Source organism: Amycolatopsis sp. EV170708-02-1, from assembly GCF_022479115.1.
Taxonomy (GTDB): domain Bacteria; phylum Actinomycetota; class Actinomycetes; order Mycobacteriales; family Pseudonocardiaceae; genus Amycolatopsis.
The window spans coordinates 897,780-916,305 of the sequence record NZ_CP092497.1 but is presented as its reverse complement, the minus strand read 5'-3'; the positions used below and the strand labels follow the sequence as shown (position 1 = coordinate 916,305).

19 protein-coding genes are annotated in these 18,526 nt (G+C 69.5%); 10 read left to right on the top strand and 9 right to left on the bottom strand.

From position 1 onward, the window contains the following. Positions 1–60: 60 nt before the first annotated feature. Positions 61–1,185 (bottom strand): YihY/virulence factor BrkB family protein, encoded by a 1,125-nt coding sequence (locus MJQ72_RS03980; RefSeq protein ID WP_240597751.1) that lies wholly within the window; start codon positions 1,183–1,185, stop codon positions 61–63. Positions 1,186–1,450: 265 nt separating this feature from the next. On the opposite strand from MJQ72_RS03980, the gene MJQ72_RS03975 reads away from it, so the two are divergent. The 5 genes from MJQ72_RS03975 (at position 1,451) to MJQ72_RS03955 (ending at position 8,203) form a co-directional block, all read left to right on the top strand. After that, complete coding sequence (locus tag MJQ72_RS03975; RefSeq protein WP_240597749.1) at positions 1,451–3,205, top strand: DEAD/DEAH box helicase; 1,755 nt, start codon at positions 1,451–1,453, stop codon at positions 3,203–3,205. Between the two features lie 326 nt (positions 3,206–3,531). Beyond that, complete coding sequence (locus MJQ72_RS03970) at positions 3,532–4,665, top strand: sugar ABC transporter substrate-binding protein (protein WP_240597747.1); 1,134 nt, start codon at positions 3,532–3,534, stop codon at positions 4,663–4,665. A gap of 87 nt (positions 4,666–4,752) precedes the next feature. Continuing rightward, a complete protein-coding gene (locus MJQ72_RS03965) occupies positions 4,753–5,526 on the top strand; it encodes an ATP-binding cassette domain-containing protein (RefSeq protein ID WP_005164482.1) in 774 nt (257 codons plus the stop codon). Positions 5,527–5,549: 23 nt separating this feature from the next. Further along, positions 5,550–7,010 (top strand): sugar ABC transporter permease, encoded by a 1,461-nt coding sequence (locus tag MJQ72_RS03960; RefSeq protein ID WP_240597746.1) that lies wholly within the window; start codon positions 5,550–5,552, stop codon positions 7,008–7,010. An 11-nt stretch (positions 7,011–7,021) separates the two neighbouring features. Then, on the top strand, positions 7,022–8,203 hold the full coding sequence (locus MJQ72_RS03955; RefSeq protein ID WP_240597744.1) for an ROK family transcriptional regulator: 1,182 nt from the start codon (positions 7,022–7,024) through the stop codon (positions 8,201–8,203). A gap of 24 nt (positions 8,204–8,227) precedes the next feature. Here the strand turns inward: MJQ72_RS03955 and MJQ72_RS03950 are convergent, their stop codons facing one another. The 3 genes from MJQ72_RS03950 to MJQ72_RS03940 all read right to left on the bottom strand — a co-directional run bounded on the left by MJQ72_RS03950 (position 8,228) and on the right by MJQ72_RS03940 (position 9,965). Next, entirely contained in the window at positions 8,228–8,836 is a 609-nt protein-coding gene (locus MJQ72_RS03950; protein WP_240597742.1) for a TetR/AcrR family transcriptional regulator, read from the bottom strand. Then, entirely contained in the window at positions 8,817–9,680 is an 864-nt protein-coding gene (locus tag MJQ72_RS03945; RefSeq protein ID WP_240597741.1) for an alpha/beta fold hydrolase, read from the bottom strand. The genes MJQ72_RS03950 and MJQ72_RS03945 overlap by 20 nt, the downstream gene beginning before the upstream one ends. 105 nt (positions 9,681–9,785) lie before the next feature. Then, positions 9,786–9,965 (bottom strand): hypothetical protein, encoded by a 180-nt coding sequence (locus tag MJQ72_RS03940; RefSeq protein ID WP_016332937.1) that lies wholly within the window; start codon positions 9,963–9,965, stop codon positions 9,786–9,788. Positions 9,966–10,304: 339 nt separating this feature from the next. Here MJQ72_RS03940 and MJQ72_RS03935 point away from each other — a divergent pair, with 339 nt between their 5' ends. Genes MJQ72_RS03935 through MJQ72_RS03925 form a run of 3 tightly spaced genes read left to right on the top strand, consistent with a single transcriptional unit; the run spans position 10,305 to position 12,221 of the window. Further along, positions 10,305–11,099 carry a DMT family transporter gene (locus tag MJQ72_RS03935; protein ID WP_240597739.1) on the top strand — a complete coding sequence of 265 codons (795 nt, stop codon included), beginning with the start codon at positions 10,305–10,307 and terminating at the stop codon, positions 11,097–11,099. Positions 11,100–11,145: 46 nt separating this feature from the next. Continuing rightward, positions 11,146–11,562, top strand: a complete 417-nt coding sequence (locus MJQ72_RS03930; RefSeq protein ID WP_240597737.1) for a GNAT family N-acetyltransferase — start codon at positions 11,146–11,148, stop codon at positions 11,560–11,562. Next, a complete protein-coding gene (locus MJQ72_RS03925; RefSeq protein WP_240601249.1) occupies positions 11,562–12,221 on the top strand; it encodes a DUF6885 family protein in 660 nt (219 codons plus the stop codon). The genes MJQ72_RS03930 and MJQ72_RS03925 overlap by 1 nt, the downstream gene beginning before the upstream one ends. On the opposite strand, the gene MJQ72_RS03920 is transcribed toward MJQ72_RS03925, so the two are convergent. The 3 genes from MJQ72_RS03920 to MJQ72_RS03910 form a co-directional block, all read right to left on the bottom strand. After that, positions 12,196–13,635 carry an APC family permease gene (locus tag MJQ72_RS03920; protein ID WP_240601248.1) on the bottom strand — a complete coding sequence of 480 codons (1,440 nt, stop codon included), beginning with the start codon at positions 13,633–13,635 and terminating at the stop codon, positions 12,196–12,198. The genes MJQ72_RS03925 and MJQ72_RS03920 overlap by 26 nt on opposite strands. A 165-nt stretch (positions 13,636–13,800) precedes the next feature. Next, positions 13,801–14,463: a response regulator transcription factor gene (locus tag MJQ72_RS03915; RefSeq protein WP_240597736.1), complete on the bottom strand. Its 663-nt coding sequence runs from the start codon at positions 14,461–14,463 to the stop codon at positions 13,801–13,803. Next, a complete protein-coding gene (locus MJQ72_RS03910) occupies positions 14,460–15,638 on the bottom strand; it encodes a sensor histidine kinase (RefSeq protein ID WP_240597721.1) in 1,179 nt (392 codons plus the stop codon). The genes MJQ72_RS03915 and MJQ72_RS03910 overlap by 4 nt, the downstream gene beginning before the upstream one ends. Positions 15,639–15,748: 110 nt before the next feature. On the opposite strand from MJQ72_RS03910, the gene MJQ72_RS03905 reads away from it, so the two are divergent. Continuing rightward, positions 15,749–16,333, top strand: a complete 585-nt coding sequence (locus tag MJQ72_RS03905) for a hypothetical protein (RefSeq protein ID WP_240597720.1) — start codon at positions 15,749–15,751, stop codon at positions 16,331–16,333. Then, complete coding sequence (locus MJQ72_RS03900) at positions 16,330–16,539, top strand: hypothetical protein (RefSeq protein WP_240597719.1); 210 nt, start codon at positions 16,330–16,332, stop codon at positions 16,537–16,539. The genes MJQ72_RS03905 and MJQ72_RS03900 overlap by 4 nt, the downstream gene beginning before the upstream one ends. On the opposite strand, the gene MJQ72_RS03895 is transcribed toward MJQ72_RS03900, so the two are convergent. Together MJQ72_RS03895 and MJQ72_RS03890 are read right to left on the bottom strand one after the other, a co-directional pair. Further along, positions 16,531–17,721, bottom strand: coding sequence for a hypothetical protein (locus MJQ72_RS03895; RefSeq protein ID WP_240597717.1), 1,191 nt, complete (start codon positions 17,719–17,721; stop codon positions 16,531–16,533). The two genes, MJQ72_RS03900 and MJQ72_RS03895, sit on opposite strands and share 9 nt — an antisense overlap. Then, on the bottom strand, positions 17,718–18,509 hold the full coding sequence (locus MJQ72_RS03890; protein WP_240597716.1) for a bifunctional 2-polyprenyl-6-hydroxyphenol methylase/3-demethylubiquinol 3-O-methyltransferase UbiG: 792 nt from the start codon (positions 18,507–18,509) through the stop codon (positions 17,718–17,720). The genes MJQ72_RS03895 and MJQ72_RS03890 overlap by 4 nt, the downstream gene beginning before the upstream one ends. Positions 18,510–18,526: the final 17 nt, after the last annotated feature.

Below are 18,526 nucleotides of genomic sequence, written 5' to 3'. Positions count from 1 at the left end.
GGGTGGAGTGGATTCACACCACGGGTGGAATCGGAGTACGACTTCGGGATGAGGCCCCGCTCAACTTCGCCGTTCGGTCACCGAATCGGTTTCGCTCTGCGTTTCCGCGTTCACCGATTGTTCCGAAGCGTGCTCCGCGTCACCATCGGGGGAATCGCCGTTCTGGCGGGGGCGGCGGAGCGGGACGGTCGTCCGTTCCCACAGTTTGCGGCCCTCTTCGGCACGGATCCGTTCGCTGGCGCGTTCCATTTCCAGCCGCCGCCATTTCCGGCGCTGGCGTTTCGTCGCCTTGGCGGGCCACAGTTCCTGGATCGCGCTGTTGAAGTACGCGCCGCCGACCACCGCGAGCCCGATGAAGAACATCAGCAACAGGAACGCGATCGGCGCGGCGAGCGCGCCGTAGGTGTAGCCGGTCTTGGTGATCCAGTTCAGGTAGATCCGCAGCCCGATACTGGAGAGCAGGAACACGACCATGGCGAGCATCGCGCCCGGCAGCCCGCGGTGCCACGGCAGCCGGCGCGGCAGGGCCAGCTTGTACAGCGTCGTCAGCGCCAGCACGATCATCACGGCCAGCACCGGGTAGTACAGCGTGCCGACCCAGTACGACACCGTGCCGCGCCAGTCGGTGGGGAAGAACTGGGGGAGCAGATCCGGCCCGATCGCCAGCAGCGGCAGCCCGACCACCAGGATGACCAGCCCGGCCAGGTACAGCAGCAGCGCGAAGATCCGCTGCCAGACGTCGTTGCGGACGCCGTACTGGTCGTGCGCGACGGTGATCGCGTCGACGAACGACGACATCGCCGACGAACCGGCCCACAGGGAGATCAGGAAGCCGACGGAGACGATCTCTCCCTTGCCGACGAACAGGATGCTGTTGACCGTCGGCTCGATGATGTCGTGGACGGCGTTGTCGCTGAAGATCGTCTTGCTGAAGGTGATGATCCGGTCGTGGACCGCGGTCACGACCTCCTGGCCGAACCAGTCGCCGACGAAGCCGAGGCAACCGAGGAGACCGAGCAGCAGCGGCGGCAGGGAGAGTGTCTGCCAGAAGGCGGCTTCGGCGGCCTCGGAGAAGATGTTGCCGTCCCACGCCTTGCTGAGCGTGCGGCTGAGCAGGCGCAACGGACCCCTGCGGCCCTTCGCGACCTCGGCGGCCGTGCCGGGACGGCCGTTCTCCTCGCTCATGCAGCTCCTCCGCCGGCGCCGAGCGCCCTTGACGGTGTCCAGCATGGTCCATGCCGCGCCATTCGGCTCGCCACCCCTGGGTTTTCGGGTGAGTAACCCGACAACGGGGGTGGCGCTTCCCGCGTTCCACGGGCCCGCGAGGTAGGCTTGTCTCCAGTGCCCTCACCTCAGGCGCCGGCGTCGCGGCCGGATACCCAAGTGGGGGTTTTCGCTTGTGACAAGGCGATTGACCAGCGGTTTTCGATGAGGGAGGTGGGGAACCGGCATGTCGGAAACGGTTGAACGCGATCGAGGCGAGCTTGGCGCGCCTCCCGCGGCGAAGGACAGCACGGCCCGCCCGCTGCGTGCCTGGCAGCGGCGAGCGCTGACGAAGTACCTCACGAAGAAACCGCAGGACTTCCTGGCCGTGGCGACGCCGGGCGCGGGCAAGACGGTGTTCGGTCTCCGGATCGCCGCCGAGCTGCTGAGCGACCGGACCGTCGAGCGGATCACCATCGTCGCGCCGACCGAGCACCTGAAGCACCAGTGGGCCGCCTCCGCCGCGGCCGCCGGTATCGCGATCGACTCGAACTTCCGCAACGGCACCGGCGTCACCTCGCGTGACTATCAAGGTGTCGCGCTCACCTACGCGCAGGTCGCCGCGCATCCGACGCTGCACCGCGTGCGCACCGAGAACCGCAAGACGCTGGTCATCCTGGACGAGATCCACCACGGCGGCGACGCGAAGTCGTGGGGCGACGCGATCCGCGAGGCGTTCACCCCCGCCGTCCGCCGTCTCGCGCTCACCGGGACGCCGTTCCGCAGCGACGACTCGCCGATCCCGTTCGTCACCTACGAGGCCGACGGCTCGGGTTTCCAGCGCAGCAAGGCCGACCATTCCTACGGCTACGCCGACGCGCTCGCCGACGGCGTGGTCCGGCCGGTCGTCTTCCTCGCCTACTCCGGTGAGGCCTCCTGGCGCACCAGCGCGGGGGAGGAGTTCACCGCGCGGCTCGGCGAGCCGCTGACCGCCGAGCAGAACGCGCGGGCCTGGCGCACGGCGCTCGACCCGGCCGGCGAGTGGATCCCGTCGGTGCTGCAGGCCGCGGACACGCGTCTCGCGCAGCTCCGGGCCAACGGCATCCCGGACGCGGGCGGCCTGGTGATCGCCACCGACCAGGACTCCGCGCGCGCCTACGCCAAGATCCTGCAGCGCATCTCCGGCCAGAACCCGACGGTCGTCCTCTCCGACGACCCCAAGGCGTCCGGGCGGATCAAGGAGTTCTCCGATTCGACCGACCGCTGGCTCGTCGCGGTCCGGATGGTGTCCGAAGGCGTCGACGTCCCGCGTCTGGCCGTCGGTGTCTACGCCACGAGCGCGTCGACGCCGCTGTTCTTCGCGCAGGCCATCGGCCGGTACGTGCGGTCGCGCAAGCCCGGCGAGACGGCTTCGGTCTTCCTGCCGAGCGTGCCGGTGCTGCTGGAGCTGGCCAGCGAGCTGGAGGCGCAGCGCGACCACGTCCTCGGCAAGCCGCACCGCGAGAAGGAGGGCTGGGACGACGAACTCCTGGCCCAGGCCAACCGCACCGAGGACGAGCCGGGCGAGGAGGAGAAGGCGTTCACCTCGCTGGGCGCCTCCGCGGAGCTCGACCAGGTGATCTACGACGGCAACTCGTTCGGCACCGCGGTGTTCTCCGGTTCCGACGAGGAGCAGGAGTACCTCGGCCTGCCGGGGCTGCTGGAGCCGGACCAGGTCCGCGCGCTGCTGCGTAAGCGGCAGGAGGAGCAGCTCTCCGACGAGAAGCGGCGCAAGCCCAAGGCCGAGGAGGCGGCTCCGGTCGCGCGGCCGCAGTCGGTCAGTGAGCGGCTCGGCAGCCTGCGCAAGGAGCTGAACGCCCTGGTGGGCGTGCACCACCACCGGACGAAGAAGCCGCACGGCGCGATCCACAACGAGCTGCGCCGGGTCTGCGGCGGGCCGCCGACCGCGATGGCGTCCGTCGAACAGCTCGAAGAGCGGATCGTCACCCTGCGTTCCTGGTAGCTGCCCCCTGGCAAGCACTATGAACGGTCCGTTCCTTGCAAAATTTGCAAGGAACGGACCGTTCATAGCGTTCGGGGGCGGGGAACCGGAGCCGCGCTGTTCACGCTCAGTGAGTGGTGGCGGTCACACCGTCAGCGCACCTAGACTTCGTACGTCTTGCTACGGCCACGTTGCCAAACCGTGTCCATTTGATGCGGCTTAATCGATTCAGCCGTCTTCCGCGAAACACGTTCGGCGGCATATGTTGTCGCCCACAACATATGCGCGATGGTGCGACCGGTCCTCCGGGGATCGCCGCCCGCGAGCAAGATCCGGAAGGACAGAGGATGCGCAGCAGAACCCTTACCCTCCTCGCCGCGACGGTGGGCGCCGGCCTGGTGCTCTCCGCCTGTGGCGCCAACACCGCCGACTCGGGCAGCGGCAACTCCTCGCAGTCCGCGCCCGCCCCGGGCGGTGCCGCCGCCGGTGGCAAGGTCGGCGTCATCCTGCCGGAGACCGCCACCTCCGCGCGCTGGGAAGCCTTCGACAAGCCGTTCCTGACCAAGGCGCTCAAGGACGCGGGCTTCGACGCCGACGTCCAGAACGCCCAGGGCGACGTCCAGAAGTTCACCACCCTGGCCGACGGCATGATCGCGCAGAACGTCAAGGTCCTCATCATCGCCGCCATCAACGGCGAGGTCGGCGCGGCGGTCGCCCGCAAGGCGCAGGCCGCGGGCATCCCGACGATCGACTACGACCGCCTCAACCTCGGCGGCAGCTCCGACTACTACGTCTCGTTCGACAACGAGAAGGTCGGCCAGCTCCAGGGCCAGGGCCTCGCCGACGCGCTGAAGGACAAGAAGGGCGCCGAGGTCGTCATGATCGAGGGTGCCCCGACCGACAACAACGCGACGCTGTTCGCCAACGGCCAGAAGTCCGTCCTGCAGCCGAAGTTCGCCGCCGGTGACCTGAAGCTCGTGCGCGAGCAGGCCATCGACAACTGGGACAACCAGAAGGGCGGCCAGACCTTCGAGCAGATCCTGACCGACAACAAGGGCAAGGTCGACGGCGTCGTCGCCGCGAACGACGGTCTCGCCGGCGCGGTCATCACCGTGCTGAAGAAGAACGGCCTCAACGGCAAGGTCCCGGTCACCGGCCAGGACGCCACCGCGGACGGCCTCATGGCGATCCTGCGCGGCGACCAGTACATGACGGTCTTCAAGCCCATCAAGGAAGAGGCCGAGGCCGCGGCGAAGCTCGCCGTCCTGCTGGCCAAGGGCGACAAGGCGGGCGCCGACGCGCTGGCCACCGGCAAGGCGAAGGACCCGAAGGGCAACCGCGAGGTCAAGTCCGTGCTCCTCGAGCCGAAGCTGACCACCAAGGACGGTGTCAAGGAGGTCGTGACGCAGGGCTACGTCAAGGCCGCCGAGATCTGCGGCGGCGACCTGGCCGCGGCGTGCACGCAGCTCGGTATCTCCTGACCCGTTAAATCCAGACGACCGGGCCGGTGCGTGCTCCCGACAGCGCGCACCGGCCCGGTACCCAGCCGGGAGAATTCGAGAACCCCCATGAGTGAACCCATCCTCGAACTGAAGCAGCTGAACAAGAGCTTCGGGCCGGTCCACGTCCTCCACGACGTGGACTTCAACGTGCGGGCCGGTGAGGTCACCGCGCTGGTCGGCGACAACGGTGCCGGTAAGTCCACTTTGGTCAAGTCGATCGCCGGGATCCACGGCTACGACTCGGGAACGGTGACGTTCCAGGGCAAGCAGGTGAACATCCACGGCCCGCGCGACGCCGCGGATCTGGGCATCGAGGTCGTCTACCAGGACCTCGCGCTGGCCGAGAACCTCGACATCGTGCAGAACATGTTCCTCGGCCGGGAACGCGGCAGCAAATGGCTGCTCGACGAGGCCAGCATGGAGAAGGCGGCCCGCGAGACGCTCGCGTCGCTCTCGGTCCGCACCGTGAAATCGGTCCGTACGCCCGTTTCGGCCCTCTCGGGCGGGCAGCGGCAGACCGTCGCGATCGCCAAATCCGTGCTGTGGGACTCGAAGGTCGTCCTGCTCGACGAGCCCACCGCCGCGCTGGGTGTCGCGCAGACCCGTCAGGTGCTCGACCTCGTCCGCCGCCTCGCCGAACAGGGCCTCGGTGTGGTGCTGATCAGCCACAACATGGCCGACGTCTTCGAGGTCGCCGACCGGATCGCGGTGCTCTACCTCGGCCGTCTCGTCGCCGAGGTGCACACCAAGGACGTCACCCACGGCCAGGTCGTGGAACTGATCACCGCCGGTCGCTCCGGCGACCTCGGCCTTGCCCGCCCCGAAGCCGCCGTCCTCTGACCCGAGGCGAGAAAGAACCGGAAATGACTGAGACACCTGCAAAGCCCGCCTCGCCGGAGGGGGGCAAGTCGGCGGCCGCCGCGCTCAACCCGTCGGCGGCCATCACGGACTTCGGCATCGACACGACATCGATGTCGACGCGCGAAGCCGTCGGCGACTACTTCTCCCGGCTCAAGGCCGGACAGCTGGGTTCGCTCCCGGCGCTGCTCGGCCTGCTCGTGCTGGTGATCGTGTTCGCCTCGCTGTCGGACACCTTCCTGACGATGAACAACATCGCGAACCTGATGGCACAGGGCGCCGGCAAGGCGATCATCGCGATGGGCATCGTGTTCGTGCTGCTGCTCGGCGAGATCGACCTCTCCGCCGGTACGGCCTCCGGTGTCACCGCCGCGGTGCTGGCGATGCACTACGTGCGCAACGGAAACCTGTTGGGCGGTATGGGGAACGGCGTGTTCATCGCGTTCCTCGTCGTCCTCGCGATCGCCGCTCTGCTCGGGGTGATCCTGCGGATCTGGGCGGGCGTCGGGTTCGCCGTGCTCGCCATCGCGCTCGTGCTGTCGGGAACCGCGGCCAACGCGTGGATCGAGATGCTCCTCGCGATCAGCGTCGGTGGCGCGATCGGTGTCCTCACCGGCTTCCTCGTCTCGAAGATCGGCATGCCCTCGTTCGTCGTGACGCTGGCGCTCTTCCTCGCCTGGCAGGGTGTCATCCTCCAATTCATCGGTGAGGGCGGCACGCTCGGCATCAGCACCTCGGACGTGCTGTTCAAGGTCGCCAACGGCAATCTGTCCACTGTGGGCAGCTGGGTCCTGTTCCTGATCGCCGCCGGTGGTTTCGCCGCGGTGACGCTGGGCCAGCACTTCTCGCGGCTCAAACGCGGCCTGGTCACCCAGCCGACGCCGATGGTGCTGTTCAAGGTCGGCGCGATCGGCGTGGTCGCCGCGGTCGCGACCTATCTGCTCACGCTGAACCGCGCGCCGAACCCGAACATCGTGATCTCCGGCGTCCCGTACGTCGTGCCGATCGTGCTCGGCCTGCTGGTGCTCGGGACCTACGTGCTCAACCGCACGCAGTACGGCCGCCACATCTACGCCGTCGGTGGCAACCGCGAGGCGGCCCGCCGCGCCGGTATCAACGTCGAGAAGATCCGCGCCTCGGTGTTCGTGATCTGCTCGGCGGTGGCGGCGGTCGGCGCGATCGTCTACTCGTCGAAGGTCGGTTCGGTCGACCCGCAGGCCGGTGGCCTCAACACGCTGTTGTTCGCGGTCGGTGCCGCCGTCATCGGTGGTACGTCGCTGTTCGGCGGCAAGGGCCGGGTCGTCGACGCGGTGATCGGTGGTCTCGTGCTGGCGGTCGTCGAGAACGCGCTGGGCCTGCTGAAGCAGTCGGCGGCGGTGGTCAACATCGTCACCGGTCTGGTGCTGCTTCTCGCGGCCACGGTGGACGCGCTGTCCCGGCGCCGCGCGGCTGCGTCGCCGCGCTGAGTCCGCATGGAATGATGAAGCCCGTGACCAGCACACCCGTTGCACGACCAGACGAGGTGCGCAGGCACAACCGCACGACCTTGCTCCGGTTGCTGCACGTCAGCGGCCCGAGCACCAGGGCGACCCTCGCCACCGAGCTGGGGCTCAACCGCAGCACCATCAAGACCCTCGTCGACGGCCTCGCGGAAGCGGGGGTCGTCGAGGAGCGGGTCCCGAGGCCGGGACGAGGGGCGGGCCGTCCCTCGCTCCTGGTCCTGCCGCAGCCGCACGCGGCGGTGGTGCTCGCGGTGGACCTCCAGGTCGAACACGTGGCGATCGCGCTGGTCGGGTTCGGCGGCCAGATCCTCGGGCGCAACAGCTGGAACCTGCACGGCCGGACGCGGGAGGCCGACGAGGTGATCACGCATGTGATCGAGTCGACCACCGTCCTGGCCGGTGACCTGGGTGTCCAGCCGATCGCCGCGGGCGTGTCCGTGCCCGGTGTCGTCCGCCGGGCCGACGGGCACGTCCACGAGGCGCCCAACCTGCGCTGGACCGACGTGGCGCTGGGGGAACGGCTCGGCGGTGTGCTGCGTATTCCCGTCCTGGTCGGCAACGACGCCGAACTCGGCGCCATCGCCGAACACCTGCGCGGCGCCGCGCGGGGCTCCTCCGACGCCGTGTACGTCTCCGCCGACGTCGGTGTCGGCGGCGGGATCATCGCGGACGGCTCGTCGCTGCGCGGCGGCGCGGGCTACGTCGGCGAGATCGGGCATATGGCGATCCGGCCGGGCGGCCGCCCCTGCTACTGCGGGTCCAGCGGTTGCTGGGAGACCGAGGTCGGCGAGGCGGCGCTGTGCCGCGCGCTCGACCTGCCCGAGGACACCCCGCGCGGGGCGATCCTGTTCGAGCTCCGCGAGCTGGGCCGGGATCCGCGTGCGGCCGAAGAACGGCTCTCGGAGTTCGCGGAATGGCTGACCCTGGGCCTGGTGAACGTGGTCAACCTGCTCGGCCCGCAGCTGGTGGTGCTGGGCGATCTGCTCACCGTGCTGCCCGATTCGATCGTGAAGTCGGTGGCGGGCGAGGTCCGGCGGCGGAGCCTGGTCAGCCGGGCCGTGGGCGGGACGCAGATCGTGAGCTCGGCGCTCGGGGCGGACGTGAAACTGCTCGGTGCCGCTGAAGCGGCCTTCGAGATGATCCTGGACACCGTCTAGACCTCGTGAGTGGCGAGGACGGTTCTAACCGTCCTTGCCACTCACGAGGCCGGACAGAAGGGCCACGAGGGCGGCCAGGGCTTTTTCCTTCGCGGCTTCGCGGTCTTCGGCGTGCGCGATCATCAGCGCCGCCTCCGCGCAGGCGCTCAGCGCCAGTTGCGCCAGCTCCGGGATCGGCGCGTCGATCAGCAGCCCGTCCGCCGCGGCGGACTCCAGGATCTCCGTGATCAGCCCCAGCCCGTACCGGTTCTCCAGCTCCCGCCATTCCTGCCAACCGAGGACGGAGACGGCGTCCGTGAGCGCGATCCGCACCACCTCGGGCCGCAGGCACAGGTCCAGGAACCGGCTCAGCACCCCGAGCGCCCCCGCCCACGGGTCGTCCGTCGCCAGCCGGACGGCCTGGAGTTCCTCGGTGATCTCCGTTTCGATCTGCTCGATCACGGCACGGAACAGCCCCTGTTTGTCCCCGAAGTGGTGATACAGCGCGCCACGGGTGACGCCGGCCAACCGAACGATCTCGTCGGCGGGCACTGCGGCGTAACCCGGTTCGGCGAACAGCGTCCGCGCCGCCGTGATCAACGCGGCCTGCGTCGATTGCGAACGTTCGGTCTGGCTACGTCGTGGCGTGGGCACGCAGGAATTCCACCATCATGCCGCTCAGCCGCTCCGGCTGGTCCTCCGGCACGAAGGCGTAGGAGTCCTCGATCGTCTTCAGTTCGGCGTTCGGCAGGACCCCGGCGAGCTTGCGGCCCACCCACAACGGGAAGTGCCGGTCTTCCGGCGCCCAGGCCAGCAGGACGGGCTTGGTGAACGCGGGCAGCCGCTCGGCGGCGGTGAGGGTGTAGCGGTTGTCGACGCTCGCCGTGAACCGGCGCAGGTCGTCGCGGATCTCCGCGCTCCGGCGGCTGGGCAGGAGGTACGCGTCGAGGACGTGGTCCGGGACCGGGTGCTTGGCCAGCCAGAGGAAGTCCGTCGTCTTCAGCAGCCACCGCCAGCGCAGCGCCGCGGTCACCAGCCCGACGCCACCGGGGATCCGCGCCAGCGGGCTCAGCCCCGCGAACAACGGCGGCAGGAAGCGTTCGAAGGAGTCCGACGGGGTCAGCACGACCCGGCCCACCCGTTCCGGACTCGTGGTCATGAGCAGTTGCGTCAGCGCGCCGCCGGTGTCGTTCGCGACCACGGTGACGCCGGTCAGGTCGAGCGCTTCGAGGAACCGCGCGATGAGCGCCGCGACGCCGGGCGGGCTCAGGTCGGCGTGGGGGACCGGGATCTCGTGCGAACCCAGCGGCCAGTCCGGGGTCAGGCAGCGGAAACCGGCGTCGGAGACGGCGGGCGCCACCTTGCGCCAGAGCAGGCCGTTGGTCAGCAGTCCGTGCACGAAGACCACGGGTGGGCCGTCGCCGCGGTCGCGGTAGCGGATGCGGGCGTCGCCGAGATCCACCACGTGGGCTTCGCCGAGGAGGTCGCTGGTCGTCATGGCAACTAACATACATGCTGTCTGTATGTTTTTGAACCACAAAAACAGGGCGGCCGGCTCTCTCCCTGGGGAGTAGCCGGCCGCCGGTGGTCGTGGACTGGTGGGTTACCGCTGAATGTCCGCGGACATTTCCTTGAGCTTCGTCTCGTGTGCGCGGGCGTGGTGACCACAGAAGAGCAACTCGCCACCGGTGCTGAGAATGGCTCGAACCTGGGCTGCAGCTCCACACCGGTCGCATCGGTCGGCAGCGGTCAGTTCGGGGCGGGTGAGCGTCGGTGAAGTCATTGGAGTCTCCCTCCGTCCCGGCACCGGTGGCCCGGTGCCATCGATCCAGCTACGACCACTTCGGCACTGATGCCGGCAACGTTCGTTCCCGGCCCCGCCGTGTTCGTGCTTCCACTCTTCCAGACGTTTGGCGGCCCGCAAGTGTTCCCGTGCGGGTGTTTCGTTTGTCACTGGTAATTACCTCGGATGCCGTAGCGTAATCACGCAACGTGGGAGAAGACTCCCCGCCGAAGGCTCTTTTCCCACGTCAGGCACCATGCGGGGGTGGGAATCGCAGTCGTCCGGAACCGTCTTCCGAGCGTGCCGTCGCCGATCTTGTTCGTTCTCAGCGGAATTTCGATGTACGCCGGTGCGGCCGTCGCCGTAGGTCTCTTTTCGGTCGCCTCCCCCGCGGGGGTGGCCTGGCTCCGCTGTCTCGGGGCGGCGTTGGTCCTCCTCGCGTGGCGCAGGCCACCCCGCTCGGCGTGGACCGGCCGCACGTTCCTGCTCGCGGGTGCCTTCGGCGTCGTCACCGCCGGGATGAACGTGCTCTTCTACGAGGCGATCGCGCGGCTGCCGCTGGGCACCGCGGTCGCGCTCGAGTTCGCCGGGCCCGTGGTGGTGGCCGCGTTCGGCTCGCGGACCCGTCGTGACGTCTTCGCGCTGGTGCTGGTGGCGGCCGGCGTACTCGCCATCGCGGACGTCCGGCTCGAAGGCAGCCTGCTCGGCGTGCTGTTCGCCCTCGGCGCGGCGGCCGCCTGGGCGGGATACATCCTGCTCGGGAAGCGGGTCGCGGTCGCCGGGAACGGGATCGACGGGCTGGCCGTCGGGTTCGCGGTCGGCACCGTCGTGCTGTCGCCGCTGGCGCTCGGCACCGGGGCGGTGTGGGGTTCGCCACGTTTGCTGCTGCTCGGCATCGGAGTGGGTGTGCTTTCGACCGTCGTGCCGTACGCGCTCGACCAGGTGGTTTTGCGCAAGGCCGGGCAGGCGCGGTTCGCGCTGCTGCTCGCGTTGCTGCCGGTCACGGCGGGGGTGGTCGGCTTCCTCTGGCTCCGTCAGGTCCCGGCCCTGCCCGAAGCGCTCGGCACGCTGGCCGTCGTCGCCGGGGTGGCGCTGCGCTCCCCGGGGAAACGTGATGACTCGGCGCCCCTCTGAGCGGGATACTGAGCGGTCTGAGGCGCTTTCAGCACCGGGAGGACACGTGGCCGAGATCCGGCGGGCCGTCACCGTCGAGGAGGTCGTCGCCGCCCAGCACCTGTTCGACGGCCCCGCGCAGCGGGAGGCGTCCGAAAAGTTCCTCGCGGGGGAGGAGAACCATCTCCTCATCGCCTACGAGGACGGCGAGCCCGCGGGGATGATCACCGGCACCGAGGTGACGCATCCGGACAAGGGCACCGAGATGTTCCTCAACGAGCTCGACGTCAGCCCGGACTACCAGCGGCGCGGGATCGGCCGCGACCTCGTCGACGCGCTGGCCGGGATCGCGCGGGAACGCGGCTGCCGCGGGATGTGGGTCGGGGTCGAGACGGACAACAAGGCCGCACTGGCGACCTACACCTCGGCCGGGGCGTCGAACGACGGGCCGTTCATCATGCAGTCGTGGACGTTCGAAGACTGATGTCCTCCGGAATCGACGGCGACCGGACGGGGCTGTCCGGTCGCCGCTGGCTGCCTGGCGGCGAGCACCTCGTCGCCGTCGCACGGGCCGAACTCCCGCAGCGGGACGGGCTCGCCGGGCCGTTCACGGCGCTGGCCGCCCTGCGCGCGGCGGGTTTCGACGTCGCGGGCCAGGACGAGGTCGCGGCGGCCGCGGGCGAGGGCCTGGCACGGGCGATCGGGACGCTGTCGGGCGGACGGCTCGTCGCCGTGCCCGCCACCGGGAACTGGGCGCCGCACTCGTTGTTCATGCTCCTGGCGGCGCTGTGGCGGCTGCCGAGGGTGGCGTTGATCGCGGAGGTCGACCCGGCCGAATTCGGCGCGCACGACACCCCGGTGCGAGCGCTGCTCGACTATCTCGACACCGGGATCCCGCCGCTGTGGTCGTCGCGCTGGCGCCCGCCCGAGGGGCATTTCGTGCTGGCGGCCGGGATGCGCATCGGCGCCGAAGGCACCCTGGTGTCCATTATGGACGGTTATCCGTCCCTGGGGGACAACGGTTTGCACGACCAGCCGGTGGAATGGGTGGCCGCGGCACTGAAGCGGATGCTGGTCGTGGTGGACGACGGCGACACCGAGGCCGCCGTCGACGCGATCACGACGGCCGGTCTGTGGAGCTGAGGTCGTCCTTCGCGAAACGGGAATGCTTGCGTCCGTAGAAGACGTAGATCAGCAGGCCGAGCAGCAGCCACGCGGCGAACCGCAGCCACGTCATCACGTCCAGGTTCAGCATCAGGTAGAAGCACGCCAGCGCCGCCACGATGGGCAGGTAGGGCGAGAACGGCACGGTGAACGGCCGTTCCAGGTCCGGGCGGCGCCTGCGCAGCACCGGGACCGCCAGCGCGACGATGATCATCGCCGAAAGGGCGCCGATGCTGACCATGTCGGCGAGTTCGGAGATCGGGACGAACGCGGCCAGCGCCGCGATCAGCACCGCGCCGGTGATCGTCATCCGGTGCGGGGTGCCCCAGCGCGGATGCGCCGTGCCGAACTTCTTCGGCAGCAGGCCGTCGCGGCCCATCGCGAAGCCGATCCGGCCGATCGTCACCAGTTCCACCATCATCACCGACGTCAGCCCGGTGACCGCGCCGAGCGAGATCAGCGCGCCAACCCAGTGCTGCCCGACCCGGTCGAAGGCGTCGGCGAGCGGGGCGCCCGCGTCGATCTCGGCGAACGGCACCATCCCGGTCAGCACCAGCGAGACTCCGATGTAGAGCAGCGCGCAGACGCCGAGCGCGCCGAGGATGCCGACCCGCAGATCGCGTTTGGGGTTCACGGTCTCCTCGCCGAGGTTGGCGAGCGCCTCGAAACCGGTGTAGGCGAAGAAGACGACGGCGGCGGCGGTCACCATCCCGGCGATGCCGTAGACGGACTGTTCGAGCCCGAGCGCGGCTTGGACGATCGGCTGGTGCAGGGTCCCGGCCGTCTCCGTCGGCGGCTGCGCGGCCGGGATGAACGGGGTGAGGTTCTCGCCGCGGACGTAGAACACGCCGACCGCGAGGATCAGCACGCAGACCGCGACCTTGACCAGCACGAGCAGATTCGTCACCCTCGCCGACTCCTTGATCCCGAGGACGGCGATCACGGTCAGCACGGCGATGATCACGACCGCGCCTATGTTGACCTTCGCGTCTTCGCCGAACCAGTCGGGGGAGAGCCCCATCAGATTCGCGAGATAGCCGGACCAGCCGCGCGACACGACGGCCGCGCCGAGGGCGAACTCGAGCAGCAGATCCCAGCCGATGATCCAGGCGAAGGTCTCGCCGAGGGTGGCGAAGGCGTAGGTGTAGGCGCTTCCGGCCGTCGGCACGCTGGAAGCGAGTTCGGCGTAACAGAGGGCGGCCATCCCGGCCACCACGGCGCCGAGCACGAACGACAGCGTGACCGACGGTCCCGCATGGGTTTTCGCCTCGACCCCGGCGAGGGTGAAGATGCCGGTGCCGATGATGATGCCGACCCCGAACCCGATCAGATCGCGCCCGTGCAGGCGGCGCTTCAGCTCACCGGAATCCTGCCGTTTCAGGACCTCGTCCACGTCCAGAGTTCGCCGCATGAAGGGTCACGCTAGAAGATCGCCGTCCACCTCGCAGATCGGTGGGAGCCCGTATCCGGCGGAGGCGAAGGGAGCTTTCGCCGCATCAGACGCGGTGAAGGGAGCCTTCAGCCCATGCGCGACGGCGGTGAACCCTGCGATGGGAGTTCACCCCTCCAGCACGACACCGTTCTCCTGCGCCAGGATCGCCGCCTGCACCCGTGACCGCAGCTCCAGTTTCGTCAGCACCCGGGAGACATGCGTCTTCACCGTGGTCTCGCCGATGTGCAGCCGCGTCCCGATCTGCGCGTTGGACAGGCCGCCGCCCAGGCAAGCCAGCACTTCGCGCTCGCGTTCGGTCAGGTCGCCGAGCCCGGCGGGCACAGCGGAAGGCTCACGGGTCCCGGCGGCGAAGGCGGCGATCAGCTTCCGCGTGACCTGCGGCGCGAGCACACCTTCGCCCGCCGCGACCAGCTTCACCGCCTCGATCAGCCGCGACGCCTCCACCGACTTCAGCAGGAACCCGGCCGCGCCCGCCCGCAGGGCGGCATGGACGTACTCGTCGAGATCGAAGGTGGTGAGCACGAGGACTTCGCACAGCCCCTCCGCGGTCAGTTCCCGCGTGGCCGCGATGCCGTCGACCCCGGGCATCCGCACGTCCATCAGCACGACGTCCGGCTTCAGCGCCTTCGCCTGGCGGACGGCGATGGCACCGTCCGCGGCCTCGCCGACCACCTCGATTCCCTCGGCGTTGCCGAGGATCATCATCAGCCCGGCACGGATCGCGCCGTGGTCGTCGGCGACCAGCACCCTGATGTTCCCGTCGCTCAAGACCCCTCCAGAGGCAGTTCGGCGCGGACCAGCCAGCGGCCGCCGGACGGTCCGGCGGTGAAGGTGCCGCCCACCGCGGCGGCGCGTTCCCGCATGTTCAGCAGGCCGAGGCCGGTCCCGCCGTCGCCGGGGCGGCCCGGCTGAAGATCGTTACGCACCTCGACGGTGAGTATGCCGCCGTTGGAACGGATATCGAGGACGGCCCGCCCGCCGGGAGCGTGTTTCATCGCGTTGGTCAGCGCCTCCTGCGCGATCCGGTACGCGGTCAGGTCGACCGCGGCGGGCAGGTGGGCGGACCGGTCCGGCACGGCACCGAGTTCGACCGTCAGCCCGCTCGCCCGCGCCGATTCGACCAGTTTGGACAGTTCGGCCAGCCGGGCGGGCGCGGTCGGCTCGATCTCGGTGTCGGCGCGCAGCAGCCCGATCATCGCGCGCATCTCCTCCAGCGCGCTGACACTGTTCTCCCGCACCGATTCCAGGACCTTCCTGGACAGCTTCGGGTCGGCGGTGGCCATCGACAGCGCGGCCTCGGACTGGATCGCGATCGCCGAGAGATGCCCGGCGATGACGTCGTGCAGATCCCGCGCCATCTTCGACCGTTCCCCCGCCACGGCGGCCTTCCGGTCCAGTTCGCCGATCGTGGCCAGCTGGACCGCGTTCGCCCGCTCGTTGTGGGCGATGTCCCGCTGCTGGCGGACGTTGGCCGCCCACCACACCGGGGTGACCAGGAACGGCAGGAACGCGAACGCGACGAGGATCGCCGTACGCCACTGCGAGGAGAAGAGGAGCGCCAGACAGACCGCCGCGAGCGTCCCGACCGCGGCGATGCCGATCATCACCCGGCTGACGCGCCGGGAGCCGTACAGGGTCGTCGCGTAGAGGAAGTCGGTGAAGATGACGAAGATCGGCAGCGAGGGACCGAACGCGATGTCCACGCCGAGGACGACGAGCCCGCACATCAGTCCCCAAGGGACCTTGCGGCGCAGCAACTGCAGGAGGCACAACACGGTCAGTTCGGTCAGCCGGATCCACAGCGGCGTGTCGTCCTTGCCGCCGAGCAGCACGTGCATCCCGCTGAGGTAGACCAGCACACCGAGGACCCAGGTGCCGGCGGCGATGACGAGGTCCTGTTTCCATTCGGCGAGGTGGTTCAGGCGCGGGACGAACGTGGGCACCGTTCCATCCCAGCACACCGGCACCCGCCACGGGGTCCTACGAACTGATGACGATGATCTCGTGCCGTACGCCGACGCGGCCCCGGCGGCTCGCGAGCGAGACTCGGTTCGTGAACAAGATCTGGGACTTCATCGCGGAAAACCCGATGGCGGCCGTGATCGCCGGCGGGGAGATCGGTTTCTGGGTCGCCATCCTCGCCGGCCTCGTGGCCCGCTATCCGCTCAAGCTGAAGCGCACGGGCGTCGCGCTGCTGCTCCTGACCCCGGTGATCGACGTCGTCGTGCTGGTCGCGACGGTCGTCGACTTGCGCAACGGTGCCACGGCGAACTTCGTGCACGGCCTCGCCGCGGTGTACCTGGGCTTCAGCGTGGTGTTCGGGCATTCGATGATCAAGTGGGCCGACGTGCGGTTCGCGCACCGGTTCGCGGGCGGGCCGCCACCGCCGCCCAAGCCGAGGGGCCGGGAGAAGCTGCGCGCCGAATGGCGTGACTGGTTCAAATGCGTGCTGGCCTGCGGGCTGGCCGCCGGGGTGCTGCTCCTGCTGATCGTCATGGCCGGCGGCACCGCGCAGGTCGACCCGTTGTGGGGGTGGCTGCCGCGGCTGGGGGTCGTGACGGCCATCTGGTTCGCCACCGGGCCGCTGTGGCAGGAGCTTTCACCCAAGGACAGGGTCGAGGAAGGGGTACGCCGATGATCGAACTGCTGGGGATCCTCCTGCTGGTACAGGGCGGGGGCGGGCTGATCAACCGGTTGCTGGGGAGCACGAACCCGAGCTGGTTCGTCCAGCTCCACCTGCTCCCGCCGGGGATGCACGTGGTGGCGAGCGCGCTGATGGTGGCCGCGGGCGTGGTGGTGCTGTTCGCCGAACGCGCCCGCAAACAGCGTCGCCGGTCAGAGTGAGACGAGCACCTGGAGGACTCCGAGGACGATGGTGACGACCGTCAGCACGACGGTCACCACGGTGAGCCGCGTGACCCGCGCGCTCACCGTGTTCTCGTAGGCGTATCTGGTCTCCTCGTCCATCGCCTCGGCCTGACGGTCGAGCTGGGCGATGATCCGCTCCACGCCCATGCTGGTGACCAGGCGGCGCTCCAGCGAATCGATCTCGGGCGGGAGCACCGAATGCAGCATTTCGAGGATGTCGTCGAGCGAGCCGCGCAGGAGCCTGGTGCGGCTCCCGGCCGTCTTCATCGACGCCAGCCACTGGTCGGCCAGCGCCATCCGGATCAGGACCCGTTCGAGGATGAAGAGCATCCCGTGGTCGAGCCCGCCGATCTCGCTGTCGATGCCGAAATACGGTTCGGCGTCGCCGAACGGGCCGCGCATCAGCTCGGCCTGCTGCTCGACGTACTCGGAATCCTTGCTGTTGAGACAGACGATCCCGCCCGCCATCGTGTACGCGGCGACGAAGGACCGCGTGCCCCACGACGGGCCGAGCGCGTCCCTGGCGACTTCGCGGGGGACGAACCGCCAGCCCTCGTCGCTGGTCGCCATCCCGTAGAACGGCCGGGGATCGGCGGCGACCCGCTGGGCGGGCGGATGCCCGTCGTGGGAGCGCAGTTCGACGCACCAGCCCTTGCGCCCGAGCCCCTCGGTCAGGCCGCAGCCCTTGGTCAGGTCCTCGAAGACGTGGGTGACGGCCTTGAGGAGCGAGGGGAAGGTCTTCTCGCCGTAAACACCGTGCAGCCCTTCTTCCCCGTTCGCCGTCTCCCGGCCCTGCAGGCTTTGCAGGATCGCGATGACGAGATCGAATTCGGCGGCGGGCCCGTCCGCCGCCGCGCCGGTGATCGTGGCGGCGAGGACCAGCGTCATCGCGTGGTAGGCGGGATGCCAGGTGACGACGAGTTCGCACGGCAGGCCCGTCTCGCCGAGGCGGATCGACAGCCGTCGTTTGCGCAGCACCCGTCTTCGCGGTGGTTGCGTGTAACTGGCCAGGAAGTTCTCCGCCGCCGTCCACTCGTCGCCGAGCTTCCCGTCGAGGTGGGCCAGCAGCCCGCGGTCCCGCCCGCCGTCCAGCACCTTCCCGGCCTCCCGCTCGGACAGCGGGACGGCCCACGCGAAGGTGAGGAGCACCGCGGTCATCCGCGGCGCAGCAGCGTGATCAGGTCCCGGCCGAGGTGGCGGCGCAGCGGGCCGGAGGCGTTGACCAGTTCGTCGCGGTCGATGTGCTCGTCGGCCGGGCCGAGATCGTCGAGGACGTGGTACGTCCACTCCCACTCGGTCCGCCAGCCCGCTTCGGCCGCGTCGGCGGCGATCTCCGCCGGGTCCAGATAACGCACCGGGAGCGCCGGACCGCCGTCGTGGAGCGCTTTGTCGAACTCTTCACGCGACACCCGGCGTGAGCGGACTTCGTCGCCCGATTCGACGCTGTCGAGGCTGAACGCGCCCTGCCCGATCGGCGACCGGCTGTAGGCGAGCACCAGTACGCCGCCGGGTGCGGTGATCCCGGCCAGCCGCCGCAGGATCGGCCCGACGTCCGGTGTCGGCACGTGCTGGATGACGTGACTGCACACCACGAGGTCGTACGGGCCGCCGTCCAAGCCCGTGATCGGCGAGACGGCGAAGGAGAACTCGGTGTCCTCGACGACGGTCTCGCGAGCCTTGGCCAGCCTGTCCGGGTCGGGATCCGCGGCGGTGACGTCGGCGGAGAACCGGGCGAGCCAGGGGAGCAGGCGGCCTTCTCCGCAGCCGGCGTCGAGCGCCTTGACCTCTTCGCGCGGGCCGAGGATCGCGGCGAGCCGTCCGGCGGCCTTCCCGAGCGCGCGGTCCTCACTGGCCGTCCAGTAGCCGTCGTAGGGTTCGTGCCGTCGGATGAACACGCCGGTGACGTGGTCGCCGGCGTCCGGGTAGCGGTAGCCCTCGGTCAGCACAGTCGCGAATATAGCCC

Excerpts from the sequence above, each read along its gene's own strand:
- MJQ72_RS03980 (WP_240597751.1), bottom strand. The coding sequence starts at position 1,185 with ATGAGCGAGGAGAACGGCCGTCCCGGCACGGCCGCCGAGGTCGCGAAG.
- MJQ72_RS03975 (WP_240597749.1), top strand. The coding sequence starts at position 1,451 with ATGTCGGAAACGGTTGAACGCGATCGAGGCGAGCTTGGCGCGCCTCCC.
- MJQ72_RS03970 (WP_240597747.1), top strand. The coding sequence starts at position 3,532 with ATGCGCAGCAGAACCCTTACCCTCCTCGCCGCGACGGTGGGCGCCGGC.
- MJQ72_RS03965 (WP_005164482.1), top strand. The coding sequence starts at position 4,753 with ATGAGTGAACCCATCCTCGAACTGAAGCAGCTGAACAAGAGCTTCGGG.
- MJQ72_RS03960 (WP_240597746.1), top strand. The coding sequence starts at position 5,550 with ATGACTGAGACACCTGCAAAGCCCGCCTCGCCGGAGGGGGGCAAGTCG.
- MJQ72_RS03955 (WP_240597744.1), top strand. The coding sequence starts at position 7,022 with ATGATGAAGCCCGTGACCAGCACACCCGTTGCACGACCAGACGAGGTG.
- MJQ72_RS03945 (WP_240597741.1), bottom strand. The coding sequence starts at position 9,680 with ATGACGACCAGCGACCTCCTCGGCGAAGCCCACGTGGTGGATCTCGGC.
- MJQ72_RS03940 (WP_016332937.1), bottom strand. The coding sequence starts at position 9,965 with ATGACTTCACCGACGCTCACCCGCCCCGAACTGACCGCTGCCGACCGA.
- MJQ72_RS03935 (WP_240597739.1), top strand. The coding sequence starts at position 10,305 with ATGTACGCCGGTGCGGCCGTCGCCGTAGGTCTCTTTTCGGTCGCCTCC.
- MJQ72_RS03925 (WP_240601249.1), top strand. The coding sequence starts at position 11,562 with ATGTCCTCCGGAATCGACGGCGACCGGACGGGGCTGTCCGGTCGCCGC.
- MJQ72_RS03900 (WP_240597719.1), top strand. The coding sequence starts at position 16,330 with ATGATCGAACTGCTGGGGATCCTCCTGCTGGTACAGGGCGGGGGCGGG.
- MJQ72_RS03895 (WP_240597717.1), bottom strand. The coding sequence starts at position 17,721 with ATGACCGCGGTGCTCCTCACCTTCGCGTGGGCCGTCCCGCTGTCCGAG.